The organism is Saccharothrix obliqua (assembly GCF_019375475.1).
GTDB classification, from domain to species: Bacteria; Actinomycetota; Actinomycetes; order Mycobacteriales; family Pseudonocardiaceae; genus Actinosynnema; species Actinosynnema obliqua.
In genome coordinates this window covers 473,383-497,788 of the sequence record NZ_JAHXGQ010000004.1, presented here as the reverse complement: position 1 = coordinate 497,788, position 24,406 = coordinate 473,383, and the positions used below count along the sequence as shown (strand labels likewise).

Below are 24,406 nucleotides of genomic sequence, written 5' to 3'. Positions count from 1 at the left end.
TGTGGGCCGCTGTCGCCGTGGCCGGGGTCGGATGCGGGGCCGCTGCCGGCGCGTCGCCGATGGCATCGGTGGCAGGCCGGCCGAGGGCGGCTCGCGGGTGGCGGGCCGGTCCGCGATGCGCCGAAACCCTCCGGGAGCCCGCCTGATGGGTAGTCGTCGCGGCCAAGCGGTGACCGACGTGGCGCGTGCCGCTCGCCGGGGCGCCGCCGGGCCGGGTGACGCGGTCGCCGAGCGGCTGACCGCTCGACGGGTTGGTCGGCAGCGGCGGACCGGTTGGGTGCGGCGAAGGCACGCCCGTGCCGGACCTGGACGCGCCGCGCCGGGCGGGATGTGCGGACCTGCCCCTGTCCGGCGAGGCCGAGGTGCTGCACATCGCGTGGGCGACGATCGCCCTCGGCACCGCGGTTGGCGACCTGGTGCACCCGGTCACCGGGAATCCCCCGCCGGCGATGCCGGGTTGTCGACCCGGGCGTACTACGGGGGTGACGGCGGGGACTGGTAGCCGACCGGTGCTGCACCGAGCCGGGTGGGCGGCCCACGTTCGGCTGAAACCTCGCCGTACCGGCCGGTCGTCGGGGTTGACCCGGTCGGGCGCGGGTACCTGCCGCTCATGACTGGCGGTCGTGGTGTCCGTGCACAGGGCCGGACCGAATGGAGCGCGGGCCTGCCCTTCCGCAGGGTGGACGACGGCGAGCGCGCCGACGTGGCCGCCGCCTTGGCCGAGGTGTTCGGCGACGACCCGGTCGCCCGGTGGCTGTTCCCGGACGACGGGTCACGACCCGGGTGTCTGGTGGAATTCTTCGCGGCCACTGTGGACTGGACCGCCGCGCACGGCGGCGTGGTGATGGCCTCACCCGGTTACGAGTGCGTCTACACGGCCTGTCCGCCCGGCGGTGAGCCCACCGAGGACGACGTGATCGACCTCCCGGTGCTCCACGCGCGGATGGACGCGATCCGGACGTGCAGCAGGCTGGCCGAACAACGCCGCCGCGCTCTGCCGCCGCACCTCTACGCCATTTACGGCGGTGTCGCGGCGGGGGCGAGGGGGCGGGGCCTGTTCAAGGCCGCGCTGTCGCAGGTCGTGGCCTGGTGCGACGACAGGAGGACGCCCTTCTACGGCGAAGCGACCTCGGCCCGCAGCGCGGCCCTGTACGAGCGAGCCGGGTTCTCCAGGCTGGAGCCGCCGATCGCCCTGCCCGACGGACCCTCCCTGTACCCGATCTGGCGTGACCCGAGGAGTTCCACCGGCAGGGGCGCGCTGTCCACCGGCAGGTAGCCGCGACATCGCGGGTGGACCAGGCGGAGCGCGCCCGCCGCCTCGCCGACCGGAACACCGGCCCCACCGGGGAAGCAGGCGACCACCCGCGTGCGAGGCGGTGCCGGTGGACGTGCGGTCGACCGCCGGAGGGCGGGGCCGGGCCGTCGCGATCGGCTGCCCCGCGGCGACCGGGCGCGGGTTCAGGTCGTCCGGCCGGCTTTATCCTGATCGCCATGATCTTCTACACGGACGCGGAGAGCCGGGCCCTGCGCAAGGCGGTCTTCGGGGTGATGGTGCTGGTGTCCCACGCGGACCCCGGGCCGGTGATCCAGGAGCGCTACGCGGGACTCAAGGCGCTCGCCCACCTGTCCGCGGAACTGCGCGGCGTCCTCCACGCGTCCCGGGTCGACCTCTCCACCACCCCCGAAGGCCAACTGGAGGAGGAGGTCCTGGAGGCGCTGCGGGTCTCCATGAAGGTCCTCACCGCCAAGTCACCCGCCGAGGCCGCCTCCTTCCCCGACGCGGTGGAGGCGATCTGCCACGAGGTCGCCGCCGCGGACGGCCAGGTCGCCGAGGTCGAGACCGCCGTGATCGCGAAGGTCCGGGCCGCGCTGGGGCGGTGACGGCTACCCCTCCGGGTCCTCGGTCACCGGGCGCAACGGCGTGAGGGTGGGGTGACCCGCCGCGAGCAGCGCGGCATCGCTACCGGGCGGCTGGTCGCCCTCCACGAACACCGACGTGAGCGTGATCGAGCCGTCGTCACCCTGCTTGACCCGGCTGCGCACCGCGCCGAACTCCGCCAACGACGCCCGGCGCGGCGCGCCCGCGTGCGGCTGGTTGGGCACGTTGAGGTTGAGCGTCGTGCCCGGCGGCAGCGCCGCGAGCCGGTCGAACAGGCTCGCGGCGACCGCGGTGGCGGTGGTCCAGTGCTCGACCCCCGGCTCCAACCCGACGTCGAGCGACACGGCCATGGCGCGCGCACCGTTGATGGCCCCGGTCAGGGCAGCGCCCACGGTGCCGGAGTGCAGCACCGCGCGACCGACGTTGGCACCCCGGTTCACACCGGACAGCACGATGTCGGGCACGTCGCCGAACGCGCCCTGTGCCGCCACGAGGACGATGAAGGCGGGGTGCGCCGCGACCGAGTAGGCCGGGACGCCGGGCAGGCCGGGCAGCTCCCGCCGGTCCACCTCGACCCGGCGGTCGTCCTCGGCGGCGGTCAGGCCGGCGCTGGTGCCGCTGGACTCCCGCGCGGGCGCGGCGACCGCGGTCTGCCAACCGTGGTCCACCGCGGCACGGGCCAAGGCGGCCAGGCCCGGCGAGTCGATGCCGTCGTCGTTGGTGATGAGCGCTTTCACCTGTCTTCCTCCCACCGCGTGAGCCGCACCCGTTCGGCCAGTTCCCGGACCACGTCGCCGCCGCCGGAACCCAGCCCGTGCCGCATGACGTTGACCGCGCCCGCCGCCGCACCCAGCTTGAGCGAGTCGTGCGCCGACCGGCCGAGGGCCAGGCCGGCGGCGAGTCCCGCGGTCATCGAATCACCACCACCGCGGGTGTCGACGGTGCTCAGCCTCGGCACCTCGACCAGGAAGAACTCGCCGTCGACCAGGGCCAGGGCACCGTCCGCCGCCCTGGACACCACGACCGTGCCGACCCCGGACGAGGCGATCCGCCGGCACGCCCGCGCCAGGTCGGGCAGCGCGTCGGACTCGCTCAGCCCGTCGGCCAGCAGCTCCTCGTGGCTGACCTTCACCACCGCCGGCGACCCCTCGAGGGCGGCGGCGAGCCGTGCGCCGGACAGGTCCACCACGACCCGGCACCCGTTCGCGCCGAGGTCCTCGGCCAGCCGCCGGTAGACCGAGTCCGGCACGGGCTCGTCGTCGGCGGCGGGCCCGCTGAGCACGGCCACGCCCGCGTGCAGTCCCTGGACCAGGGTCATCTCGTACAGGTCGTCCAAGTCGTGACGGGACAACGCGTCGGCCGGCATCACCACCACCGGGTCCCGCACGCCGTCACGGCGGTCGTGCACGTACGCCCCGTTGCGGGCGGTGACGTCCAACGCCTTCAGTTCCACACCGATGAGGTGACGCAGCACCGACCCGGTCTCACCACCCAGCGCCGCGCACAACACGACGTCCACGCCCAGCGAGTCGATCATCCTCGACTGCCACACGCCCTGTCCGCCCGCGTGGACGTGGATGTCCGGGTTGCCGTCCAGCACCTCGACCGTCACCGTCAACTGGGGAGACGGCGCGAACACCGTCACTAGACCTCTCGCCATGATCTCTTTTACCCGTTTTGCCGGTTTCCCACCCGTTCGTGTGACGTCGTCACTCCCGCGCGCGCCGAGCGGCCGGGATGCCGAGCGCCGGGTGGGCGGCGGCGGGCGCCGACAGGTACAGGTCGGCGTAGAAGTGGCCGTCGTCCTCGTGCCCCGTGGGGTCCACGCCGAGCCGGTCCAGCGCGGCCAGCGCGTCCGCCTGCTCGGCGGCGTCCCGGAACCGGCGTTGCGGCACGGGCGCGCCGAGTCGCCTGGTGGTCAGCCCGTACCGCGCGAGCGTCCGCGCGATCCCGTCGTAGGGGAACACCCGGAGCACCACGGCGGCCACCCACGGCACGGACCGCCCCGGCGTGGCGGGCAGCGCCCGGAAGAGGCGGTCGAACGTCCGCTCCGTGATGTACCCGACGCCACCGGTGGTGGTGACGAGGTCGACGCCGGCCATCGTGGCGACCAGGTCGCCGGAGGGCTCGTCCCGCTCCAGGTCCCGCACGTGCCCCGCGTCGAGCAGCCCGGCCTCGCGCCCGTACGCGATCGCGGCGGCCGACGTGTCGAGCCCGGTGACGTGCGCCCCGGGCGAACGCCCGCGCGGGCCGAAGAACTCGCGGTCCCGGCGCAGCAGCCCGTCCACCGGGAGGTCCGCGGCGTCGGGGGCGCAGTAGTGGTCGTACAACTCCTCGAACTCGACGTCGTACTTGAGCAGCGCCCCGTTGATGCCGTACGAGCAGCACAGGTCCAGCACGCGGGGCACGCGGTCGCCGACCGGCAGGCGGGCCAGCACGGACCGGAAGAACCCGCTGCCGTGGTGCGGGACGCGGTAGTCGAGCGGGCGCAGCGCCCGGTAGTAGGCCCGCGGGTCGGGTGACGTGTAGAGGTCGTCGAAGTTGGCCTTGCGCAACCTCTCGGGCGGTTCCACCGAGGTCATCGGCGTTCGTCCCCCTCCTGCGCGGCGAGGTACGCGGGAAGCTGCCGCTGCCGCACGTCGTCCAGGTACTCGTCGACCCAGTCGAAGGTCGGGTTGTCGGCGGCCAGGTAGTACAGCGGGTTGTCGTCCACGTAGGGCCGCTCGGCGGACCTGAGGTTGAGGTTGAGGCTCACCCGGTACCCCCTCGTCATGGGCGCGGTCCGGTGCAGGACGCGCATCAGCTGGGCGACCGTGCGGTGGCCGACCCGGTGCGGGAACACGGCCAGTTCCGCCGGCGTGAACTCCTCGCCGTCCGCCAGCCTCGCCATGCCCTCCTCGTAGTTGCCCCGGAAGACGGTGAGTTCGCCGCCCTCGACGTCCTCCATGGCCAGCGGGATGATCTCGGTGACCGGCACGCCGTCCGCGTGCCAGTCCACCGTGCCGTCCTCGGCCGAAGCGCCCATGAACGTGATGGTCGTGCTGATGACGGAAATCGGGTAGGGCTCCAGCCGGACCCCGGCCAGTTCGCTCAGCGCCGCCAACCGGCCCGGGTGGTGGACGAGTTCGGCGACTTCCGGGATGTGCTGGTGCGCGCCCCGGATGTACCGCAGGTTCAGGTGCCGCTTCTCGGCGGCGGACTCCTTGATGGCGATCGCCTTCGCGAGGATCTCGCCCAGCAGGTCGGCGGGGTAGTCGTGCGGGGTCTGGGTGACGCCCAGGTCCGATACGCGCCACACGGTCGGTCGACCGAGCAGTTCGGTCCGGGTGATGCCGGCGGGCGGGTTCTCGGGCATTGCGGATCCCTCCTCGTGGCTGTGCGCGGGTCGTCAGGACTTCCCGGGTGCGGCGGTGTCGCGTGACCGCCGGTGGCCGTCCAGGAGGACGCCGGCGCCGCACGCGAGCACGAGTGCCGCGCCGGTCAGGAGCGGGCCGGTGACGGGCGCCCCGGTGGCGACCAGCAGGGCGGTGGACAGCAGTGGCGTGGCGAAGCCGAGCAGGGCGAGCCGGTCGGTCCCGTTCTTCATCGCCGACGTCCAGAGCGCGTAGCCGGCCGCCATCGGGCCCAACCCGACGTAGCAGGCGAGCGCCACGGCGGGCAGCGGCGGCCAGGTGGCGTCGCCGAGCGCGAGCAGCACACCCGCGACCACGGCCCCGGTGGCGGTCGCGGGCACCAGCATGTCGACCGTCGACGCCCGGACCCGTCCCGCCGCGACGGTGAAGAACGCCATGCAGGCCGCCGAACCGAGCGCCGCCGCGTAGCCGAGCAGGCTCCCGCCCGCCGACGTGGCCGCCTGGTCGCCGACGATCAGGGCGACCCCGGCGAAGCCCACGACGCCCAGCACCACGCCGGGAACGGCCTGCCTGCTGCGCGTCAGCGCCATCACCGCGACCGCCGCCAACAACGGCCACGCGTAACTGATGACGCTGGCCGCGACGATGGGTGTCGACGCGAACGCGAAGTATTGCAGGAAAATCGTCCCGGTGAGCCCGACGACACCCACGACGAGTGCTTTACCGGTGTTGCCGGGTGCTTGTCCGGATGCGCGCCGCCGCTGTGCGGCACGACCGATGAACAACGCAGATGCGGCCGATCCGAATTGCACGAAGAGCAGTTGGAGAACGTTCATCCGGGTCAGGGCGACCTCGGCGGCGAATGCGTTGGTCGCCCACAGGGTGACTGCCAGAATAGCTGCCAGGGAACCCCTCGTGGGAGACACCCCCTTTATTCTGAAGATCTCCACCGACTGTAGCAGCCTCCCGTAATGGGTGCGACCCGGCCGGATATTCCACGTCCACCGGCCAGGGCGGGAATGCGCGCGAATACCGCGTCCCCATTCGGTGAATTCGCGCGGCGGTGTGCCCGCCGGGTCAGGAGCACTCCTCCTCGGTGCGGTGGACGGTGACCACGGAGCTGAACTCGTCCTGCTCGTCGTTGCCGTTGAACACCACGACCTGCGTGGGCGCGCCCCCCTCGCCGAAACCGGTGACCGGCACCCGCCAGGTGACGACCCGCCCGTGCTGCTCCGGCTCGACCACGAGCACGGGCTCCCACGCCCAACCCGGGCCGGTGTAGCGGTAGAGGACGTTGTTCTCGATCATGTGGTCCGCGCCGGAGGGCAGGCCGGGCGGCAGCGGCCAACCGGTGGCCGGGTTGTCGTCGGCGTCGATGAACACCCGGCGGTGGGGGAAGTCCCTGGTGAAGGTCGCGTCGTAACGCGCGGTGGTCGGGCCGAGGCACGCGTGCGGCGCCAGCACCGCCGCGGGCGGTGTGGTGGCGGTGACCGGCGAGCCGGGCGCGGAGGCGTTGCCCGCGACGTCGCGGGCCCGGACGGTGAACGCGTAGGAGGTGTCGGGCAGCAGGCCCGTCGCGGTGAACGCGGTGTCGTGGGTGGTGCCCACCGGGACCCCGTCCTGGAACACCTCGTAGTCCGACACCGCGACGTTGTCCAGCGCGGCCCGCCACCGGAGGACCACCTGGCCGGACGTGGCCGTCGCGGTCAACCCGCGCGGAACCGCCGGCGGCGTCGTGTCCGCCACGCCCGCGATCTCACGCAGCTCCGCGTCCCAGTAGGAGGGCAGCGAGTCCCATGTGGACGGACTGAAGGGGCGGTCGCCGACGTAGACGTAACCCGGCCGGTTGGACCGCGCGCGGGCGATGACGGCGGACATGCCCTCCGCGTCGGGCACGCCGTAGACCAGGTGCCAGAACTTCTTGCGGTCCTGGTGGGTCGCTTCCCACTCGGGCGGCACGTGCGCGAGGTACGAGGCGTGGTCGCCCTCGAACGACAGGATGGTGTCGGCGACGTCGTCGTAGCACTGCTCGGTGCCCGTGCCGGGGTTGATGGCGAGCCGGGCGTGCGGTTGCGTGGCGCGGAGGTGGTCCCGGATCGCGGCGTAACGCGCGGCGTACTCGCCGTCCGGGCCGCACACGTGCAGGACCTGGTCCAGGAACACCCCGTCCACGCCGTAACCGCCGTACAACGCGTACCACTCGTCGATGTCCTGCCGGACCTGCGCGGCCCACGCGTCGGCCGACGTCTCGCCGCCCCTGGTCCGGTGCGCGCCCTGGCCCAGGTCGACCCCGAAGTAACCGGTGTCGACGTAGACCAGCACGCGTGCGCCGGAGTCGTGCACCGCCTCGATCGCGTCGGCCCACCCCCGGGAGAACGGCGCTTCGGGTCTGCTGAGGCTGCCGTTGACCACCACGATGCCCGTGGTGGGTCGGTTCTGCGCCAGGCGTCGGAACGCCGTCAGACCATCCGGGTCGGCCGGGCTCCAGTAGGCCGGCACCGCGGCCTGCTGCGCGGTCGCCGCCGTCGCGGGGACCGGGGTCAGCAGCGAAACCGCCGTGACCGCGACGCCGACTCGGGCCAGAGCGGAACTCAGGCGAGCCATGCCAGCCAGTCTTGGCCACTGCCGACGGCTGGGCAATCACGCGGAAGGCTGGGCGGCGGCTGGACCGCCCGTCGGTACCCGGGCGGGCAGCGGGCGCAGTCGTCACCCGACCGGCCCGACGCGCGGGTGACGGCGACCCGGTTCGCCACCGCCCCGTCACCTTCCGGCAGAGTGGGGGACACCTGGATCAAGTGGAGGTGTGCGCGACATGAGCCGAGGGGTGCTCGTCACCGGCGGCAACCGTGGCATCGGCGCGTCGATCGCCGAGGCGTTCCGGAACCTCGGCGACGAGGTGGTGGCGTTGTCGTCGGCGGACGTCGACCTGGCCGACCCGGACGCGATCGCACGTGCCGTCGACTCCGCCGTGGACGTGCTCGGCGGAGTCGACGTGCTCGTGAACAACGCCGGGCTGGTGGAGTTGGGCTCCGTGTCGGACCGGTCGTACGCCGAGTGGCAGGCGTTGTGGCGTCGGACGTTCGACGTGAACGTGTTCGGCGCGGCCAACATGTCGTACTGCGTCGCGAAGCACATGGTGGACCGCGGTGTTCGCGGGCGGATCGTGAACGTGGGTTCCCGTGGTGCTTTTCGCGGTGAACCCGACATGCCCGCGTACGGCGCGAGCAAGGCGGCGTTGCACGCCATGGGGCAGTCGCTGGCGCTCCACCTCGCGCCGCACGGCATCGCCGTGGCGACGGTGGCGCCCGGTTTCGTCGCGACCGAGCGGGTGGCGGACATGGTGACCGACGAGGTGCGCGAGCAGAGTCCGTTCGGCCGGGTGGCGCGGCCCGAGGAGGTCGCGGCGGCCGTCGTGTACCTGGCGTCGCCGGCCGCCGAGTGGGCGTCCGGTGCCGTGCTCGACCTGAACGGCGCGTCCTACCTGCGGACCTGAGCCGTCAGGCGGTCGCCCGGCGTCGCGCGACGGGGATCAGCACGGCGGGCAGCACGACCGCCAGCGCCAGCGTCACCACGTTGCCGACCTGGTCGATCACCGGCATGTGGTCGAGGTGCCCGAGGTGGAAGACCATGTGCGGGACGGCGAACGTCAGGTACGAGACCAGGACGACCTGGACCAGCAGTCGGTTCGCGGTGACGGCGGCGAAGGCCAGCGCCACCGCGAACCCCAGGTTGAGGCTGCCGAAGTCGCGCACCAGGTGTTCGTTGAAGGGCGGGAACATGGCGACCCAGTGGTGGCCGGGCGCGGGGAAGCCGTCGTAGAAACCCCGCGGCGCGAACAAGGCCCAGCCTCCGACCCCGACCTGCGTGGCGGTCAGGAACCACAGTCCGATGCGTAGGAACGTCATGCCCCCAGGACGACACCGCCGCCGCGAACGTGACAGCCGGGGTGGGGTGCGAAGGGCCGCGCCGGGCGGGCAGGGGCGGCGTCGTGAGAGAGGTCCCCCGTGGCGGTGTCGCACGTGAGGTCCCGTGGCGGTGTCGCACGTGAGCGGTGCGGACGGCCGCGTGCTCCCGAGGCGGTCAGTCCTTGCCCATCGCCCGGCGGATCTCGGCGAGTTTGGCGCGGCCCGCTTCCTCCCGCTCCGCCTGCTGCTGGTCGAGCGACTGGACGTCGGGCCCGCCCACCCCGGCCAACTCGGTGAGCCCGGTCGCGGTGTGCGCGCGGTTCTCGATGCGGTCGCGGACGTAGTCGAAGCTGGGCACGCCCGTGTCCGAGTAATCCGGGGTGAACGAGGGCTGCACGACCGTGCCGTCCACCTCGTTCGGCTCGTCGCCCTGGTGCGTGGTCATCGGTGCTCCCTCTGCTGTGCGCGGTCAAAGCCCAGCATAGGCGGCACACGGGAGGTGTGCCGCTGGTCGTGGTTCCGACAAGTCGGTGTGCGGAGCTGATCGCGGTACGAGCTTTGACCAACATGGAAACGCCTGGCCCGCAACGGTTTTCACCGCAGGTGTCCACGCAGCGGGAAAGCGGATCAGTGGCCACGTGGTTCGGTACATTCGCCGCCGTCCCGTCCCCTCCGCCCGGAGCACCCATGGCGCAGAACGAACCGCGGCGCACGCGCCCGGTGCTGCTGCGGGTCGCGGCCGTGGCGGTGTTGTCGGCCATCTGGCAGGCGCTCGTGCTCGCCGAGTTCTGGCCGCCGGTGGTGCTGCCCGGACCGGCGCAGGTGTGGGACCAGCTCCTCGCGGCGTCGGACAGCGGCAACGGGCAGGGCGGGTACGCCGGGTCCACGGTGGCCGAACGGCTCGGTGTGAGCCTGCGCCGGGTCGGCCTCGGCTCGGCGTACGGCGTGCTGGTCGGTGTCGTCCTCGGCCTGGTGATGGGCTTGGCGCCGCTGGTCCGCGCGGTCGCCGAGCCGTTCGTCACGTTCCTGCGCGCGCTGCCGCCGCTGGCCTACCTGAGCCTGCTGGTGATCTGGTTCGGCATCGACGAGGAACCGAAGGTGTACCTGCTGGTGGTGGCCGCGTTCCCACCGGTAGCGGTGGCGACCGCGGCGGCCGTCACGGGCGTGAACCGGCAGTACGTGGAGGCCGCGCGCGCGTTGGGCGCGGGCCGCGCGGGTGTGCTCGCCTCGGTCGTGCTGCCCGCGTCCGCGCCGGAGATCCTGACCGGGGTGCGGCTGGCGGTGGGCGTGGCCTACAGCTCGGTGGTGGCCGCCGAGACGGTCAACGGCGCGGACGGCATCGGCGGCATGGTCCTCAACGCCCAGCGCTACAACCAGACTTCGGTCGTCCTGCTCGGCCTCGTCGTCATCGGACTGACCGGCTTGCTCATCGACACCGCGATCCTCGCGCTGCAACGCGCCGTCTCGCCGTGGCGGGGCCGGGCGTGAGCGCCGACAACGGGAGCACACCCATGCCCGTCACCCGCCGGTCCGCCCTGTCCCTGCTCGCCCTCGCGCCCGTGCTGGCCGCGTGCGGCGTCGGCGGCTCGTCCGGCACCCGGCCGCGGGTCCGCGTGGCCTACCAGAACTTCGCCGACAGCACGCTGCTGGTGAAGGACCGGGGCGTGCTGGAACGGGCGCTGCCCGGTCACGACATCACGTGGACGTCGTTCGACTCCGGCGCGAGCATCAACACCGCCTTCCTCGGCGGCGCGGTCGACATCGCCGTCATCGGCAGCAGCCCGGCCGCCGCCGGGCTGTGCCCGCCGCTGGCGATCCCGTACCAGGTGATCGAGCTGCTGAACGTGATCGGCGACAGCGAGGCACTGGTGGTGCGCGCGGGCAGCGGCATCACCGACGTCCGGGGACTGGTGGGCCGCAAGGTCGCGACGCCGTTCAGCTCGACCGCCCACTACAGCCTGCTGGCGGCGTTCCAGCAGGCCGGTGTCGACCCGGCGTCGGTGACGCTGGTGGACCTGGAACCCCAGAACATCCAGGCCGCCTGGCAGCGCGGCGACATCGACGGCGCGTACGTGTGGACACCGGTGCTCGGTGTGCTCCAGCAGGACGGCGTCACCCTCACCGACAGCGCCAAGCTCGCCGCCGCGGGCCGTCCCACGTTGACCTTCACCGTGGCGCGCAAGGAGTTCATCGAGCGGAACGGCGACGTGGTGGACGCGTGGCTGGCCGCCACGGACGAAGCCCTCAAGAAGATCAAGTCGGAGCCGCGGGTGGTCGCCGAGGCCGTGGCGCGGCAGATCGGCGCGAGCGTGGACGACGCGCTGTCCCAGCTCAAGCAGAACATCTACCTCGACCACGCGGAGCAGCGGTCACCGGAGTTCTTCGGCACGCCCGAGGCGCCCGGCGAGCTGGCCGCCCGGCTGCGGTCCACCGCGGAGTTCCTGCTGGGCCAGCGGAAGGTGGACTCGGTGCCGGACCTGGCGGCGTTCCGCGCGGCGCTGCGGACGCCCCGTGGCTGAACCGCTGGTGGAGCTGGCGGGCGTCGAGCACCGCTACCGGGCGCGGAAAGCGGACGTGCCCGCCCTCGGGCCGCTCGACCTGCGGGTCGGGGCGGGGGAGTTCCTGGTCGTCGTCGGGCCGTCGGGATCGGGCAAGAGCACGTTGCTGCGCTTGGTGAGCGGGTTCGAGCGGCCGACGACGGGCGTGGTCCGCGTGCTGGGCGACGCGCCCGTGCCGGGTCGGGACGTCGGCGCGGTGTTCCAGCAGCCACGCCTGTTCCCCTGGCAGGCCGTCGCGGGCAACATCGGCACGGCCCTGCGCTGGGCGGGCGTGCCGCGCCGCGACCGCCCGGAGCGGATCGCGGCGTTGCTGGACCAGGTGGGCCTGGCGGCGCTGGGCAAGCGCCGCACGTGGGAGATCTCCGGCGGCCAGCAGCAGCGCGTGGCGATCGCGCGTGCGCTGGCCGCGCGACCCCGGCTGCTGCTGATGGACGAACCGTTCGCCGCGCTGGACGCGTTGACCCGCGAGCGGCTGCAAGAGGACGTGCGGTCGTTGACCGGCGAGGAGCGGGGCGTGGTGTTCGTGACGCACAGCGTGGACGAGGCGGTGTTCCTCGCGACCCGCGTCGTGGTCCTGTCCGACCGCCCGGGACGCGTGGCCCTGGACCTGCCCATCCCGCTCCCGCGTTCCGGGGTGCCCGCCGACGAGCTGCGCGGCTCGGCGGACTTCGCCGCGCTGCGCGGCGAGGTGGCCGCCGCCCTCCGGGCGGTCGCCGCCTGACGTCACGCGGCCGAGTGCCGGGGCCGGGCGGTCAGGATCTCGCGCAGGGCGGCGAGCCCCTTGGCCGCCTGGCTCTTCACCGTGCCCTCCGCGCACCCCAGTCGCCGCGCGGTCTCGGCCAGGCTCAGGTCGGCGCAGTAACGCAGCACCACCACGGCCCGCTGACCCGGCGGCAGGCGCACCAGCGCGGCGCGGACGTCCAGCACGTCCTCCACACCGGCCGGTGGCACGGCCACCGGCGGCAGCTCGGCCACGACGGCCTCCCGCTTGCGGTGCAGCCGCTTGCCCTCGTCGATCGCCGTGCGCAGCAACACCTTCCGCGCGTAGGCGGTCAGGTTGACGTCCCGCCCCAGCCGCGGCCACACCGCGTACAGCTTGACCAGCGTCGTCTGCGTCAGGTCGTCCGCGACGTGCCGGTCGCCGCACAGCCGGTACGCGATGCGGCGGATCATCGCGGTGTTCGCGGTCGCGTAGCGCTGGAACTCGTCGTCGGTCACACCCGTTGTCCGCCGCAACACCCGTGCGCGTCCCCGTGAACCGGGTCACACCGGGTCGAAGAGCGGGGTGAGCGCCGCGACGAGGGCGGTCACCGCCTTACCCGCCTCGGCGTACCCGGTGGAGCGGGGCTGCTCGGTCAGCACGGCCACCACGTAGCGGTCGTCGACCAGGCCCGTCGTGTTCAACGCCCGCAGGCCGCCGTAACAGCACGCCCAGCCCTGCTTCACGGCCCACCGGTGGTCCTCGACGGCGTCGGGGATGCCGAAGGTCTGGTCGAAGCCGTCCGCGCCGAGGGGCGTGGCCGCCGCCAGCGCGTCGATGATCACGTCGGCCTGCGGCGAGTCGAGCACGTGCTGGTAGATCGCGATGACGTCGTGCGCGGTCATCAGCGTGTCGCCCCACTTGTTCGGGTCCGGCGCGGGCGTCAGCCCGGCCAGCCCGAGCCGTGCGGCCCAGGTCCGCGGTATCGCCTGCCGCCACAGCCGGTTGGCGATGTCGTCGTCGCTCGTGGACAGCATGTCCGCCACCGCGCTCGGCGAGGCCGCGTGCCGTTCCAGCGCGTCGAGGGCGATCAGCAGCTTGATCACGGAGGCGGCCGGGAACGGCTGGTCGGGCTGCTCGGCGAACACCTCGCGCCCGGTCCGCCGGTCGAGCACGGCGACGCCTCGCCGCACCGCCGGCACGACGCCCTCCAGGCTGACCTCCACCGGTGGTTCGGGCGCCGGCGGCATCGTGGAGACCGTCGGCTCCTCCAGGATCGGCGGCTCCGGCAACGCCACCACCGTCGTGGTGGACGACGTCGTCGTGACCGCCACCGCCACCGCGGCCGGCTGCCGCCGGTCCGCCTGCCCCACCGTCGTCGCGGCGGTGACGGCCATCGCGACCACCGCGCCGACGCTCATCGCCACCAACCCCACCCGCATGCTCCTCACATGAGCAAAGAAGGTTCAGGGGGTGGGTGATGTTGCTTTCACGGCAAGGCAACGTGGCGACGCCCGGCGACGTACGCGCGCGGTTCCAGATCAGCCGAACGCGGGTGTGGTGACGATCACACGTTCGCCCCTACCGGTACTGGGCGATCTGGATCAGGTTGCCGCAGGTGTCGTCGAGCACCGCGGTGACCACCGAGTCGGCCTCCAGCGGCTCCTGGGTGAACCGAACGCCGAGCCCGCGCAGCCGGTCGAACTCCGCGCGGACGTCGTCCACGGCGAAGGAGGCGGCCGGGATGCCGTCGCCCGCCAACGCGTCCTTGTACGGCTTCACGGCGGGGTGGCCGTCCGGTTCCAGCAGCAGTTCGGTGCCGTCGGGGTCCTCCGGCGACACCACGGTCAGCCAGCGGTCCGCGCCCACCGGGACCTCGGTCTTCTTCACGAAGCCCAGCACCTCGGTGTAGAAGCGCAGGGCCTTGTCCTGGTCGTCGACGAAGACGCTGGTCAGGTAGATCCTCATGGGGTGTTCTCCGGTGAGTCGGGCCTGAGCCACCGCGTCACGATGTGCTCAAGCGGTCGGGTGTCCAGCTCGTGGAACTTGTAGCGGCCCTGGCGTCGGGAGCGGACCAGGCCCGCGGCCTCCAGCACGGCGAGGTGCTGGCTGATCGCCTGGCGGGACAGGCCGAGGCCGTGCTTGGTGGCCAGGCGCGCGCAGATCTCGAACAGGGTCTGGGAGTCCCGGTCCACCAGTTCGTCGAGGATGTGCCGGCGGGTGGGATCGGCCAGCGCCTTGAAGAGGTCGTCCGCCACGCCGTCCACGATAGGCAAGTGACGACTTGCAGGCAAGTGATGGCTTGCCTGTTGTTCGGAGAACGCGCGAACCCCCTCGTCGGTTGTGCCGACGAGGGGGACGGGCTTCGGGCCTCAACGCGCGACGGCGAAGTCCTGCACCCACAGCGGGCCGCGCGAATTCTTGTTCACGCCCACCCCGATGACCTGGAACGAGCAGTCGACGATGTTGGCGCGGTGCGCGCCGCTGTCCATCCAGTCGCGCATGGCCCGGTCGGCGTTGGACGGTCCTTTGTGGATGTTCTCGCCCCACTTCTGCCAGCTGTAGCCGGCCGCGGTGAGGCGGTCACCGCCGGTCTTGCCCTCCGGGCTGTTGTGCTCGTAGTAGTTCCGCGCGGCCATGTCGTCGGCGTGCGCCTGGGCCGCCGACTGCACCCGGCCGTCCACGGTCAGCGCGGCGCAGCCGGCCTTGGCGCGTTCGGCGTTGACCAGTTGCACGACCCGTTCGGCGTCGGATGCGCCCAGCGCCGCGGACGGCTGCCCGAGCGCGCCGATCCCCGCGCCGGCCAGCACGGCCGCGGCCGTCCACGCCAGCACGCGCCGGTTGCGTCGGGCGTGCGGGGTTGTGTTGCCCGACAACCGGTCCGGCGTCGGAGCATCGTCGTAGCGTTCCATGGTGGCTCCAGTTCTCCGAAGTGCCGGTCGGATACCCGAGCGCCCGATCGTGGAACGAACCCGGATGACATTCACCGGGTCAGGTGGTGGGGGAATGGCGGGGCCACCGCTGGGTATGCCCTGTCCACACGGGATCTCTTGTCACTGCGAGTCACGCATCGGTCTCGTACGGTTACCGGCATGAGACTTCACCGCATGACGTGCGTCGCGTTGGTCGCCGTGACCCTGCTCGGGAGCACCGGCGTCGTCGCGCAGGCGGACATCGGCACGCGGTTGCAGCAGGACGCCGACCGCCTGCTGGGTTACGGCGCGCCGGGTGTCCTCGTGCGACTGGACACCCCCGACCGCGCCTACCGCGTGCGCGGTGGCGTCGGCGACCGCGTGGCGGGCACGCCGGTCCCGTGGGGAGCCCGGTTCCGGATCGGCAGCCTCACCAAGACGTTCGTGGCGACCGCGGTGCTGCAACTGGTCGGCGAAGGGCGGCTGTCCCTGGACGACGCGGTGGCGAACCTGCTGCCCGGCGTGGTGACCGGCGGCCACGACGGCGGCCGGGTCACGTTGCGGCAACTGCTCCAGCACACCAGCGGTATCGCCGACTACACCAGGCGGCTGGACGACCTGGAGACGCGCGAGGGCTTCCAGCGCCACCGGTTCCGCCACCTCGTGCCGCGCGACCTGGTCGGCCTCGCCATGACGCTGCCGCCGGACTTCGCACCCGGCACCGACTGGGGCTACTCCAACACGAACTACGTCCTCGCCGGGATGATCCTGGAGGAGGTCACCGGGCGGCGGTGGCGGGAGGAGGTGCACGCGCGCGTCCTCGCCCCGCTGGGGCTGCGGAACACCTCGACCCCCGGCGCCGTCCCGGTCCTGCCGCCGCCGCACGCCCGCGGGTACCACCGGTTCGCCGCCGGGGAGCCGGAGGTCGACGTCACCGTGATGAACCCGTCCTGGGCCGACGCGGCGGGGGAGATCGTCAGCACCGCCGAGGACGTCAACCGGTTCCTGCGCGCCCTCGTGCGCGGTGAACTGCTCGCGCCCGCCCAACTGGCCGAGATGCGGACCACCGTGCCCGCACGGCGATTCGAGGCGGTCTGGCCCGGTGTCCGCTACGGGCTGGGCCTGTTGTGGATACCCAACTCGTGCGGCGGCTCGTGGGCGCACGGCGGGGACATCCACGGCTTCCGCACCCGCAACGGGGTGAGCCCGGACGGCAGCCGCAGCGTCGTCGTGTCGCTGAACACCGACAACCCGGCGCGACCCGGTCCCGGCGTGCCCCCGCCCACCGGTGACGTCTCCGCCGCGCTGGTGGACCACGCGCTGTGCGGCTGAACCGGCGACACCGCCCCGGCCGGGGCCGGGGCGGTGCGGCGGATCAGACCAGGTCGTACCGGTCGAGTTCCATGACCTTGACCCACGCGGCCACGAAGTCCCGGACGAACTTCCCGCCCGCGTCGTCGGCGGCGTAGACCTCGGCGACGGCACGCAGCTCCGAGTTGGAGCCGAAGACCAGGTCGACGCGTGAACCGGTCCACCTGACCTCGCCGGTCGCCCGGTCGCGGCCCTCGAAGGTCTCCGCCTCGCGCGACGTCGGCCGCCACTCGGTCTCGATGTCGAGCAGGTGCGCGAAGAAGTCGTTGGTCAGCACACCCGGCCGTTCGGTGAGCACGCCCAGCGCGGACCTCTTGTGGTTGGCGCCCAGCACGCGCAGGCCGCCGACGAGCACGGTCATCTCGGGCGCGGTGAGGGTCAGCAGGTTCGCGCGGTCGACCAGCAGGAACTCCGCCGGCAGGCGGTGGCCCTTGCCGAGGTGGTTGCGGAACCCGTCGGCGGTGGGCTCCATCGCGGCGAACGAGTCCGCGTCGGTCTGCTCCTGCGACGCGTCGGTCCGGCCCGGCCGGAACGGCACGACGACGTCGTGGCCCGCTTCGCGTGCCGCCTGCTCGACCGCCGCGCCACCGGCGAGCACGATCAGGTCCGCGAGCGAAACCCGCTTGCCGCCGGTCTGGGCGTTGTTGAAGCGCTCCTGGACGCCCTCCAGCACACGCAGCACCGCCGCCAGCGCCTCGGGCTCGTTGACCTCCCAGTTCCGCTGCGGCTCCAGCCGGATGCGCGCGCCGTTCGCGCCACCGCGCTTGTCGCCGCCCCGGAACGTCGAGGCCGAGGCCCACGCCGTGGTCACGAGCTGCGCGACGGTCAGGCCGGTCGCCAGGACCTCACGCTTGAGGGCGGCCACGTCGTCGGCGTCGACCAGCTCGTGGTCCACGGCGGGCACCCGGTCCTGCCAGATCAGCTCCTCCCGCGGCACCAGCGGGCCGAGGTAGCGCTGGATCGGGCCCATGTCGCGGTGCGTCAGCTTGAACCAGGCCCGCGCGAACGCGTCCGCGAACTGGTCGGGGTGCTCCAGGAACCGGCGCGAGATCGGCTCGTAGACCGGGTCGAGCCGCAACGCCAGGTCGGTGGTGAGCATCGTCGGCGGGCGGGACAGCGAGCCGTCCTCCGGGTCCGGCACGGTGTTCGCGCCCGCGCCGTCCTTGGGCTGCCACTGGTGCGCGCCCGCGGGGCTCTTGGTCAGCTCCCACTCGTAGCCGAACAGGTTCTCGAAGAAGGTGTTGTCCCACCGCGTCGGCGTGGCCGTCCAGGTGACCTCCAGGCCGCTGGTGATGGCGTCGCGACCCTTGCCGCTGCCGAAGGTGTTGCGCCAGCCCAGGCCCTGCTCCTCCAGCGGCGCGCCCTCGGGTTCCGGGCCGACGTGCTCGCTCGGGTCGGCCGCGCCGTGCCCCTTGCCGAACGTGTGCCCGCCCGCGATCAGCGCGACGGTCTCCTCGTCGTTCATCGCCATGCGGCCGAACGTCTCGCGGATGTCGCGGGCGGCGGCCAGCGGGTCCGGGGTGCCGTTGGGGCCCTCGGGGTTGACGTAGATGAGACCCATCTGCACGGCGGCCAGCGGGTTCTCCAGGTCCCGGTCACCGGTGTAGCGCTCGTCGCCGAGCCAGGTGCGCTCCGGGCCCCAGTACACGTCCTCGTCGGGCTCCCACACGTCGGCCCGGCCACCGGCGAAGCCGAACGTCTTGAACCCCATGGTCTCCAGGGCCCGGTTGCCCGTGAAGATCAGCAGGTCCGCCCACGAGAGCTTGCGGCCGTACTTCTTCTTCACCGGCCAGAGCAGGCGGCGCGCCTTGTCCAGGTTGCCGTTGTCCGGCCAGCTGTTCAGCGGTGCGAAGCGCTGCATACCCGCACCCGCGCCGCCCCGGCCGTCGTGGACGCGGTAGGTGCCCGCGCTGTGCCACGCCATGCGGATCATGAACGGCCCGTAGTGGCCGAAGTCCGCGGGCCACCAGTCCTTGGAGGTGGTGAGGACCTCGTCCACGTCCCGCGCCAGCTCGTCCAGGTCGAGCGTCCGGAACTCGGCCGCGTAGTCGAAGTCGCCGCCCATGGGGTTCGCCTCGGCGGGGTGCTTGCGCAGGATGCGCAGGTTGAGCTGGTTCGGCCACCAGTCGTGGTTGCCGCCGCCCTCGGTCGGGTGGCTGATGCGGCCGACCGAGACCGGGCAGCCGCCCGCGTCCTCCTCGTTCATCTCTCCAACGACGGCGTTCGGGCTGTCGGACACGGGAATCCTTCCGGAAGGTCAACGGGACATCGCGGAGCAACCGGGGCACAAGCCCCGGTAGACGACCTCGGCCTCGTCGATGACGAAGCCGTGGTCGTGGGAGGGCGTGAGGCAGGGTGCGGTGCCGATCGCGCAGTCCACGTCGGCGATGGCGCCGCAGGACCGGCACACCACGTGGTGGTGGTTGTCCCCGACTCGCGCCTCGTACCGGGCCACGGAACCCGGCGGTTCGATGCGCCGCAGGAGGCCCGCGGAGGTGAGGGCGCGCAGCACGTCGTACACGGCTTGGTGGGACACCGTGCCCAGCTTCTCCCGCACGACGCCGATGATGGAATCGGTGTCGGCGTGCGGTCGCTCGTGCACCGCGGACAGCACCGCGAGCCGAGGACCCGTCACCCGCAGCGAAGCGCCGCGCAGCATCTGCTCGAACTCGGTGGCCGTGGGCACCTGCCGAAGTGTCGACCAATAACTGGACTGAATCAAGTGTGCGCGCAACCAAATCCGGCCCGGTTCCTGGGGGCAGGCGGTGCCGCACAACCGTTGTCCGCCAACGGATCGTCCGGTTTGAGCACTTCGACCACCACGAGGACCGCCTGCCGGAGGGCGCCGTAGCCGTCCGGGCACCCCGGCCCCTGCCCAGCCGAGGGCTTCCGCGATGTCCGCTTGGTGCGGCAGCGTCCGGTTCTGCGGTACCGGACGGGCGTCCCTCGGACAGGTGACGGCCTGGCGTCGGGCCGTGCCACTGGAGTGCTTTGGTGGGGCAGGACGAGAGGGGTGGGCGATGGCAGCGGAACGGGGGCCCGTGGTCCTGGTGAGCGGTCCGGCGGGAGCGGGCAAGACCAGCGTGGTGGACCACCTCGCGCGGACGATGGGCCGTCCCGCGGTGCACGTTTCGCTCGACGACGTGCGGGACATGGTCAAGTGCGGGTACGCGAACCCGGAGGACGGGTGGTCGCCGTCGGCCGAGCGGCAGTACGAGCTGGCGCGCGCCACCTGCGCCGACCTCGCCCGCCGGTACACCGCGGCCGGCTATTTCTGCTTCGTGGACGACGCGGTGTTCCCCGACTGGCCGGAGGTCGGCCTGGACCGCTGGCGGTCCGAGCTGGCCGGCCTGGAGGTCGGGTTCGCGGTGTTCCTGCCGCGGTTCGACGTGCTGGTGACGCGCAACGCCCACCGGCGCGGGACCCGGCTGCTGTCCGAGGACGTGCTCCGGATCATCCACGACCGGATGCTGCCCTGGCGCGACCGCGGGGTCCCGGTGATCGACAACTCGGACCTGTCCGTCCCGGAGGCGGCCGAGGAGTTGCGCCGGCTCGTGCGGACCGGGGAGGTGTTCGCCCCGTTCAACGGCCGCACCACCCTCCCGTGACCACTTGCCCGTACCCTTGGCGCGTTTTCTCCGTCGAAGGGGTGCGTGGACGTGGCTGGAACCGGTGCCGACCTGGACGGGCGGCTCGCGGACGCGCTGGAGCGGCTGGGGCGCGGTGTGCGCTCGTTGGCCCAGCGCAGCGCCCGAACCCACGGCCTGTCGCCGCTCCAGCAGCAGGCGGTGCTCGCACTGGCGGCCCTGCCCGCCGCCCGTCGGGAGGTGGGCGCGCTGGCCGCCGAGTTCGACGTGACCACGCCGACGATGTCCGACGCCGTGAGTGCGTTGGAGCGCAAGGGACTCGTGACGCGGTCTCCCGGTGCTGACGGCAGGCGGCGGCTGTTGACCCTCACCGGTGGGGGTGAGGAGGTCGCCGACGAGTTGGCGTTGTGGGACGGGCCGTTGTCGGCGGCGTTGGCCCGGCTGCCGGTCGAGGACCGCGCCACGACGTTGCACAGCGTGCTCCGGGTGATCGCGGACCTCCAGCGCGCCGGCGTGGTGGGTGTAGCGCGCACCTGCACCACGTGCCGCTTCTTCCAGCCCGACACCCACCCGGACCCCGCCGCCCCGCACCACTGCGGCCTGCTCCGGGCGCCGTTGCCGTTGGTGGACCTGCGAACCGACTGCGCCGACCACGAGCCGATCACGGCTTAGGACCTGTTCTCGTGGTCCGGGGAGAGGGTGGCCGGGACGACCCGGGGGCTTGACGAGTCGTGTTGGTGCACGCACCACTACTAGGTAGGACTCCTAGCTATGTGGCATGATCGTCGCGGCAACGAGGAGGCGCGGGGTGGTGGACGAACGCCCGGGTGAGGTGCTGGTCGTATCGGTGGGCGCCGCGCGTCCGCTGTCCTGGCGCGGGCGGACGGTCGTGTCAGGCATCCGCAAAGCCCCGGTGCGCGGGCCGGTCGGCATCACGTCGCTCGGCCTCGTGGGTGACGAGCAGGGCGACCGGAAGCACCACGGCGGACCGGACAAGGCGGTCCTCGTCTACCCGGGCGAGCACTACCCGGCGTGGGCCGCGCAGCTCGGTGACCTCACCGCGCCCACGTTCGGGGAGAACCTGACCACCAACGGCGTGCTGGAGACCGACGCCGTGCTGGGCGCGGTCTACGCGGTCGGCACCGCTGTGCTCCAGGTGACCCAGCCACGCCGGCCCTGCTACCGGTTGGCCGTCCACCACGGCGTCGCGGACATGGCGGTACGCACCCAGCGCACCGGCCGCACCGGGTTCTACTGCCGGGTGCTGCGCACCGGTCACGTCCAGGCGGGCGACGGCGTCGAACTGCTGCACCGCCCCCGACACGGCATCACCGCCGCCGAGGCGCACCGGGTGCTCAACGTCGACCGCGCCGACCTGGCCGCCGCGCGTCGCCTGCTCGACCACCCCGACGTGCTGCCCGCAGCCTGGGCGCGCCTGCTCCACGACCGCCTCGACGGGCGGCTGGACGACCAGACCGCACGACTGCACGGCTCAGCCCAACCGTGATCTCCCGCCACGACAAGCAACCAACGAGTGTCCTTTTCGGACGGATGACCGCTGAAGACGGCCGCGTTCCAGGCGTGGTCCCGCTTGTGGTCGCAGCCCTACGCCGGGAACGGCTGGTGCGAAGCGACCCCGCCCAGCTTGCTCGGGTTCATGATCCAGAAGATCCGGTCGATGCCCTCCTCCGACGCGGCCACCGCCAGCACCGTGAACGTGACACCGTCCCGCCGCAGCAGCGCGGCGGTCCGGCCGTTGACCTCCGCCCAGGAAACCTCGACGCCGGTCCAGAAGTGGCCGCTGAACGCGCGGACGTACTTCGCCACGGTGGTCGCGCCGTGCACGGGGATGCGCGACGCACGCACCGCGCCGCCGCCGTCGGAGTAGCTCACCACGTCGGCGGCGAACAGCTCCTCCAACGCGGCCAGGTCGCCCTCCCGGGCCGCCGCCACGAACGCCGCCAGCAACCGCCGCTGCTCCGGACCGCCCACCGGGGCGCGGCGCTCGTCGGCGAGCTGCCTGCGCGCGCGGCTGACGAGTTGGCGTGCCGAGGTCTCGGTGGCCTGGACGATCTCCGCGATCCGGTCGTAGGAGTAGTCGAACGCCTCGCGGAGCACGTACGCCGCCCGCTGCGTGGGCGTCAGCTTCTCCAGCAGGAACAACACGGCGACCTCGAGCGCGGCGTCCCGCTCGGCGCCCAGCTGGGGGTCGGCGGACGTGTCCACCGGCTCGGGCAGCCACGGCCCCACGTAGACCTCGTGCCGCGCCCGCGCGGTGCGGCTCGCGTTGATGGCCAGGCGGGTGGTGGCGGTGGCCAGGTAGGCGGCCGGCTCCCGAACCGCTGACCGGTCGGCGGCCTGCCAACGCAGCCACACCTCCTGCACCAGGTCCTCGGCGTCGACCGCGCTGCCCAACATCCGGTAGGCGATCCCGAACAACCGCGGCCGAGCCGCCGCGAACACGGCCGCCGCCTGGTCGAGGTCCACACCGGCGGCGTCCGCCATGGTCGGGTCGTCCTCCTGCTCGGTGGCCGCACTGTCCCGCCGGCAACGCGATCCGACCCGATCCTAGGGTGCCGGCCCCGAAGCCAGGGGAGGAGTCCACGCGAGCGTTCCGCCAAGCTCGGGTCTTTCCCGCACCAGCGGGGTCCAGCCGCGCCGATCGCCCCCGGAGCGCGTCCGGGAGCGATCGGCGCGGTCGGTCAGGGGCGCGGTGCGCGGCGGTCGCGGCGTGCGGCCAGCTCCTCCGGCTCCACCGCGGTGAGCATCGGTTGGCCGGGTGCGCAGAACATGGTCACCACGAACACCGATTCCGCGTCCCGGAGGTTGTTGCCGTCCTGGTAGTGGATCACGTCACCGCCGGGCTCCCAGAACGCGTCGCCCGCCCGCAGCACCCGTTCCGGCTCGCCCTCCAGCTCGAAGACGATCTCGCCTCGCACCACGAAACCGTAGGCGGGACCGGAGTGGCGGTGTGGTGGCGCGCCGGGGCTGCCCGGGGGCAGGGTGACCCGGATGGTCATCGCCTCCGCGCCCGCCGGGATCGGTGGTGCGTCCGGCACGGTCCCCACGACGTCGATCTGCGGCGGCGGCCCGACCGCGTCGGGGTTCTCCAGCACGTGCTCGTGGCTCATGTTCCCTCCAAGTGCGTCGTTCCACAGCTAGGACAAGGCGCCCCCGGCGTTTGTGACCGGCGGCCACGATCGGGCGAATCGACATCGGCTGTCACAAACCGGCCCGCCGCGTTGTCTTCGCTGGACGTAGGGCGTCCCGGAACGGCCGGGCGCCGACGGGAGGAGTCACCATGAAGGTCGTCGTGATCGGCGGCACCGGCCTCATCGGGTCGAAGGTCGTGGCGTGGCTGGGCGAGCACGGGCACGAGGCGGTGGTGGCCGCGCCCTCCACCGGCGTGGACACCATCACCGGCGAGGGGCTGGCGGAGGCGGTGCGCGGCGCGGACGTGCTGGTCGACGTGTCGAACTCGCCGTCGTTCGCCGATGACGACGTGCTGGCGTTCTTCCGCACCGCGACCACCAACCTCACCGCGGCGGCGGAGGACGCCGGGGTCGGGCACTACGTCGCGTTGTCGGTGGTGGGCGCCGACCGTGCGCCGGATTCCGGTTACCTGCGCGCGAAGGTGGCGCAGGAGGAGCTGATCCACGCGTCCGGGCTGCGCTTCTCGATCGTGCGGGCCACCCAGTTCTTCGAGTTCGCGGCGGCGATCGCCGACTCCGCGACCACCGACGGCGTGGTGACCCTGCCGTCCGGCGGCGTCCAGCCGGTGGCCGCCGCCGACGTCGCCGCCGCCGTGGCCCGGACCGCGGTCGGCGACCCGGTGGGCGGCGTGGTGGAGATCGGCGGTCCCGAGGTGTTCGGCATGGACGAGTGGATCCGCACCGCGCTGGCGGCGAAGAACGACCCGCGCGAGGTGGTCGCCGACCCCGAGGCGCGGTACTTCGGCACGCCGCTGGACGAGAAGACCCTGGTGCCCGGCCCCGACGCGTTGGTCGGCGCGACCCGCCTGGCGGAGTGGTCAGCCCGGTGACCCGCGTCCGCACGGGTGGTGGGAGCGCTCCCACCACCCGTGCGGGCATCGCCGGAGAAGCACGCGAGACGGGGCCGCCGGGCGAGCGAGCGGTGCGGG

General features: G+C 72.8%; 28 protein-coding genes. 11 read left to right on the top strand and 17 right to left on the bottom strand.

Annotated features, from left to right (window positions below; all coding sequences use genetic code 11):
• The first annotated feature begins 679 nt into the window (after positions 1–679).
• On the top strand, positions 680–1,276 hold the full coding sequence (locus KZQ38_RS15615) for a GNAT family N-acetyltransferase (protein WP_219442653.1): 597 nt from the start codon (positions 680–682) through the stop codon (positions 1,274–1,276).
• 215 nt (positions 1,277–1,491) lie between these two features.
• Positions 1,492–1,881 carry a hypothetical protein gene (locus KZQ38_RS15610; protein ID WP_219442652.1) on the top strand — a complete coding sequence of 130 codons (390 nt, stop codon included), beginning with the start codon at positions 1,492–1,494 and terminating at the stop codon, positions 1,879–1,881.
• Positions 1,882–1,884: 3 nt separating this feature from the next.
• On the opposite strand, the gene surE is transcribed toward KZQ38_RS15610, so the two are convergent.
• The 6 genes from surE to KZQ38_RS15580 all read right to left on the bottom strand — a co-directional run bounded on the left by surE (position 1,885) and on the right by KZQ38_RS15580 (position 7,836).
• The gene (gene surE, locus KZQ38_RS15605; protein WP_219442650.1) at positions 1,885–2,616 is read right to left on the bottom strand and encodes a 5'/3'-nucleotidase SurE; all 732 of its coding nucleotides are present in this window, start codon (positions 2,614–2,616) and stop codon (positions 1,885–1,887) included.
• Positions 2,613–3,539 (bottom strand): PfkB family carbohydrate kinase, encoded by a 927-nt coding sequence (locus tag KZQ38_RS15600; RefSeq protein WP_219442648.1) that lies wholly within the window; start codon positions 3,537–3,539, stop codon positions 2,613–2,615. The genes surE and KZQ38_RS15600 overlap by 4 nt, the downstream gene beginning before the upstream one ends.
• Positions 3,540–3,588: 49 nt before the next feature.
• Positions 3,589–4,461: a class I SAM-dependent methyltransferase gene (locus tag KZQ38_RS15595; protein ID WP_219442646.1), complete on the bottom strand. Its 873-nt coding sequence runs from the start codon at positions 4,459–4,461 to the stop codon at positions 3,589–3,591.
• Positions 4,458–5,234, bottom strand: a complete 777-nt coding sequence (locus KZQ38_RS15590; protein ID WP_219442644.1) for a hypothetical protein — start codon at positions 5,232–5,234, stop codon at positions 4,458–4,460. Before KZQ38_RS15590 ends, KZQ38_RS15595 begins: the two co-directional genes overlap by 4 nt.
• Before the next feature lie 33 nt (positions 5,235–5,267).
• Entirely contained in the window at positions 5,268–6,158 is an 891-nt protein-coding gene (locus tag KZQ38_RS15585; RefSeq protein ID WP_219442642.1) for a DMT family transporter, read from the bottom strand.
• A 151-nt stretch (positions 6,159–6,309) separates the two neighbouring features.
• On the bottom strand, positions 6,310–7,836 hold the full coding sequence (locus KZQ38_RS15580; protein ID WP_219442640.1) for a spherulation-specific family 4 protein: 1,527 nt from the start codon (positions 7,834–7,836) through the stop codon (positions 6,310–6,312).
• 208 nt (positions 7,837–8,044) lie between these two features.
• Between KZQ38_RS15580 and KZQ38_RS15575 the strand changes: the two genes are divergently transcribed.
• A complete protein-coding gene (locus KZQ38_RS15575) occupies positions 8,045–8,725 on the top strand; it encodes an SDR family NAD(P)-dependent oxidoreductase (RefSeq protein WP_219442638.1) in 681 nt (226 codons plus the stop codon).
• Between the two features lie 4 nt (positions 8,726–8,729).
• Here the strand turns inward: KZQ38_RS15575 and KZQ38_RS15570 are convergent, their stop codons facing one another.
• On the bottom strand, positions 8,730–9,137 hold the full coding sequence (locus KZQ38_RS15570) for a hypothetical protein (RefSeq protein WP_219442637.1): 408 nt from the start codon (positions 9,135–9,137) through the stop codon (positions 8,730–8,732).
• Between the two features lie 175 nt (positions 9,138–9,312).
• Positions 9,313–9,582, bottom strand: coding sequence for a hypothetical protein (locus KZQ38_RS15565; RefSeq protein WP_219442635.1), 270 nt, complete (start codon positions 9,580–9,582; stop codon positions 9,313–9,315).
• 242 nt (positions 9,583–9,824) lie between these two features.
• Between KZQ38_RS15565 and KZQ38_RS15560 the strand changes: the two genes are divergently transcribed.
• Genes KZQ38_RS15560 through KZQ38_RS15550 form a run of 3 tightly spaced genes read left to right on the top strand, consistent with a single transcriptional unit; the run spans position 9,825 to position 12,416 of the window.
• Positions 9,825–10,625 carry an ABC transporter permease gene (locus KZQ38_RS15560; RefSeq protein WP_219442633.1) on the top strand — a complete coding sequence of 267 codons (801 nt, stop codon included), beginning with the start codon at positions 9,825–9,827 and terminating at the stop codon, positions 10,623–10,625.
• A gap of 23 nt (positions 10,626–10,648) precedes the next feature.
• Positions 10,649–11,656 (top strand): taurine ABC transporter substrate-binding protein, encoded by a 1,008-nt coding sequence (locus tag KZQ38_RS15555; RefSeq protein WP_219442631.1) that lies wholly within the window; start codon positions 10,649–10,651, stop codon positions 11,654–11,656.
• Positions 11,649–12,416, top strand: coding sequence for an ABC transporter ATP-binding protein (locus tag KZQ38_RS15550; RefSeq protein WP_219442629.1), 768 nt, complete (start codon positions 11,649–11,651; stop codon positions 12,414–12,416). Before KZQ38_RS15555 ends, KZQ38_RS15550 begins: the two co-directional genes overlap by 8 nt.
• 2 nt (positions 12,417–12,418) lie before the next feature.
• On the opposite strand, the gene KZQ38_RS15545 is transcribed toward KZQ38_RS15550, so the two are convergent.
• The 5 genes from KZQ38_RS15545 to KZQ38_RS15525 all read right to left on the bottom strand — a co-directional run bounded on the left by KZQ38_RS15545 (position 12,419) and on the right by KZQ38_RS15525 (position 15,307).
• Entirely contained in the window at positions 12,419–12,913 is a 495-nt protein-coding gene (locus KZQ38_RS15545) for a SigE family RNA polymerase sigma factor (RefSeq protein WP_308258424.1), read from the bottom strand.
• 45 nt (positions 12,914–12,958) lie between these two features.
• Positions 12,959–13,831: a serine hydrolase gene (locus tag KZQ38_RS15540; RefSeq protein ID WP_219442627.1), complete on the bottom strand. Its 873-nt coding sequence runs from the start codon at positions 13,829–13,831 to the stop codon at positions 12,959–12,961.
• Between the two features lie 145 nt (positions 13,832–13,976).
• Positions 13,977–14,363 (bottom strand): VOC family protein, encoded by a 387-nt coding sequence (locus tag KZQ38_RS15535; protein ID WP_219442626.1) that lies wholly within the window; start codon positions 14,361–14,363, stop codon positions 13,977–13,979.
• Positions 14,360–14,653 carry an ArsR/SmtB family transcription factor gene (locus KZQ38_RS15530; RefSeq protein ID WP_372452244.1) on the bottom strand — a complete coding sequence of 98 codons (294 nt, stop codon included), beginning with the start codon at positions 14,651–14,653 and terminating at the stop codon, positions 14,360–14,362. Before KZQ38_RS15530 ends, KZQ38_RS15535 begins: the two co-directional genes overlap by 4 nt.
• Before the next feature lie 114 nt (positions 14,654–14,767).
• Entirely contained in the window at positions 14,768–15,307 is a 540-nt protein-coding gene (locus tag KZQ38_RS15525) for a CAP domain-containing protein (protein WP_219442622.1), read from the bottom strand.
• A gap of 180 nt (positions 15,308–15,487) precedes the next feature.
• Between KZQ38_RS15525 and KZQ38_RS15520 the strand changes: the two genes are divergently transcribed.
• Positions 15,488–16,639, top strand: a complete 1,152-nt coding sequence (locus KZQ38_RS15520; RefSeq protein ID WP_257901429.1) for a serine hydrolase domain-containing protein — start codon at positions 15,488–15,490, stop codon at positions 16,637–16,639.
• A gap of 43 nt (positions 16,640–16,682) precedes the next feature.
• On the opposite strand, the gene katG is transcribed toward KZQ38_RS15520, so the two are convergent.
• Entirely contained in the window at positions 16,683–18,917 is a 2,235-nt protein-coding gene (gene katG, locus KZQ38_RS15515; protein ID WP_308258423.1) for a catalase/peroxidase HPI, read from the bottom strand.
• Positions 18,918–18,935: 18 nt separating this feature from the next.
• Positions 18,936–19,364, bottom strand: a complete 429-nt coding sequence (locus KZQ38_RS15510; protein ID WP_219442620.1) for a Fur family transcriptional regulator — start codon at positions 19,362–19,364, stop codon at positions 18,936–18,938.
• Between the two features lie 334 nt (positions 19,365–19,698).
• Between KZQ38_RS15510 and KZQ38_RS15505 the strand changes: the two genes are divergently transcribed.
• From KZQ38_RS15505 to KZQ38_RS15495, 3 genes are all read left to right on the top strand, one after another.
• Positions 19,699–20,286: an AAA family ATPase gene (locus KZQ38_RS15505; RefSeq protein WP_219442618.1), complete on the top strand. Its 588-nt coding sequence runs from the start codon at positions 19,699–19,701 to the stop codon at positions 20,284–20,286.
• A gap of 51 nt (positions 20,287–20,337) precedes the next feature.
• The gene (locus KZQ38_RS15500) at positions 20,338–20,937 is read left to right on the top strand and encodes a MarR family winged helix-turn-helix transcriptional regulator (protein ID WP_308258422.1); all 600 of its coding nucleotides are present in this window, start codon (positions 20,338–20,340) and stop codon (positions 20,935–20,937) included.
• A gap of 136 nt (positions 20,938–21,073) precedes the next feature.
• Positions 21,074–21,772, top strand: coding sequence for an MOSC domain-containing protein (locus KZQ38_RS15495; RefSeq protein WP_308258421.1), 699 nt, complete (start codon positions 21,074–21,076; stop codon positions 21,770–21,772).
• A gap of 98 nt (positions 21,773–21,870) precedes the next feature.
• Here KZQ38_RS15495 and KZQ38_RS15490 read toward each other — a convergent pair whose 3' ends face one another.
• Positions 21,871–22,770 (bottom strand): RNA polymerase sigma-70 factor, encoded by a 900-nt coding sequence (locus KZQ38_RS15490; protein WP_219442614.1) that lies wholly within the window; start codon positions 22,768–22,770, stop codon positions 21,871–21,873.
• A 197-nt stretch (positions 22,771–22,967) separates the two neighbouring features.
• The gene (locus tag KZQ38_RS15485; protein WP_219442612.1) at positions 22,968–23,396 is read right to left on the bottom strand and encodes a cupin domain-containing protein; all 429 of its coding nucleotides are present in this window, start codon (positions 23,394–23,396) and stop codon (positions 22,968–22,970) included.
• A gap of 170 nt (positions 23,397–23,566) precedes the next feature.
• Between KZQ38_RS15485 and KZQ38_RS15480 the strand changes: the two genes are divergently transcribed.
• The gene (locus tag KZQ38_RS15480; RefSeq protein WP_219442610.1) at positions 23,567–24,307 is read left to right on the top strand and encodes an SDR family oxidoreductase; all 741 of its coding nucleotides are present in this window, start codon (positions 23,567–23,569) and stop codon (positions 24,305–24,307) included.
• Positions 24,308–24,406 lie beyond the last annotated feature (99 nt).

Excerpts from the sequence above, each read along its gene's own strand:
- KZQ38_RS15610 (WP_219442652.1), top strand. The coding sequence starts at position 1,492 with ATGATCTTCTACACGGACGCGGAGAGCCGGGCCCTGCGCAAGGCGGTC.
- KZQ38_RS15600 (WP_219442648.1), bottom strand. The coding sequence starts at position 3,539 with ATGGCGAGAGGTCTAGTGACGGTGTTCGCGCCGTCTCCCCAGTTGACG.
- KZQ38_RS15595 (WP_219442646.1), bottom strand. The coding sequence starts at position 4,461 with ATGACCTCGGTGGAACCGCCCGAGAGGTTGCGCAAGGCCAACTTCGAC.
- KZQ38_RS15590 (WP_219442644.1), bottom strand. The coding sequence starts at position 5,234 with ATGCCCGAGAACCCGCCCGCCGGCATCACCCGGACCGAACTGCTCGGT.
- KZQ38_RS15580 (WP_219442640.1), bottom strand. The coding sequence starts at position 7,836 with ATGGCTCGCCTGAGTTCCGCTCTGGCCCGAGTCGGCGTCGCGGTCACG.
- KZQ38_RS15575 (WP_219442638.1), top strand. The coding sequence starts at position 8,045 with ATGAGCCGAGGGGTGCTCGTCACCGGCGGCAACCGTGGCATCGGCGCG.
- KZQ38_RS15570 (WP_219442637.1), bottom strand. The coding sequence starts at position 9,137 with ATGACGTTCCTACGCATCGGACTGTGGTTCCTGACCGCCACGCAGGTC.
- KZQ38_RS15565 (WP_219442635.1), bottom strand. The coding sequence starts at position 9,582 with ATGACCACGCACCAGGGCGACGAGCCGAACGAGGTGGACGGCACGGTC.
- KZQ38_RS15560 (WP_219442633.1), top strand. The coding sequence starts at position 9,825 with ATGGCGCAGAACGAACCGCGGCGCACGCGCCCGGTGCTGCTGCGGGTC.
- KZQ38_RS15555 (WP_219442631.1), top strand. The coding sequence starts at position 10,649 with ATGCCCGTCACCCGCCGGTCCGCCCTGTCCCTGCTCGCCCTCGCGCCC.
- KZQ38_RS15535 (WP_219442626.1), bottom strand. The coding sequence starts at position 14,363 with ATGAGGATCTACCTGACCAGCGTCTTCGTCGACGACCAGGACAAGGCC.
- KZQ38_RS15525 (WP_219442622.1), bottom strand. The coding sequence starts at position 15,307 with ATGGAACGCTACGACGATGCTCCGACGCCGGACCGGTTGTCGGGCAAC.
- KZQ38_RS15520 (WP_257901429.1), top strand. The coding sequence starts at position 15,488 with ATGAGACTTCACCGCATGACGTGCGTCGCGTTGGTCGCCGTGACCCTG.
- KZQ38_RS15505 (WP_219442618.1), top strand. The coding sequence starts at position 19,699 with ATGGCAGCGGAACGGGGGCCCGTGGTCCTGGTGAGCGGTCCGGCGGGA.
- KZQ38_RS15490 (WP_219442614.1), bottom strand. The coding sequence starts at position 22,770 with ATGGCGGACGCCGCCGGTGTGGACCTCGACCAGGCGGCGGCCGTGTTC.
- KZQ38_RS15485 (WP_219442612.1), bottom strand. The coding sequence starts at position 23,396 with ATGAGCCACGAGCACGTGCTGGAGAACCCCGACGCGGTCGGGCCGCCG.
- KZQ38_RS15480 (WP_219442610.1), top strand. The coding sequence starts at position 23,567 with ATGAAGGTCGTCGTGATCGGCGGCACCGGCCTCATCGGGTCGAAGGTC.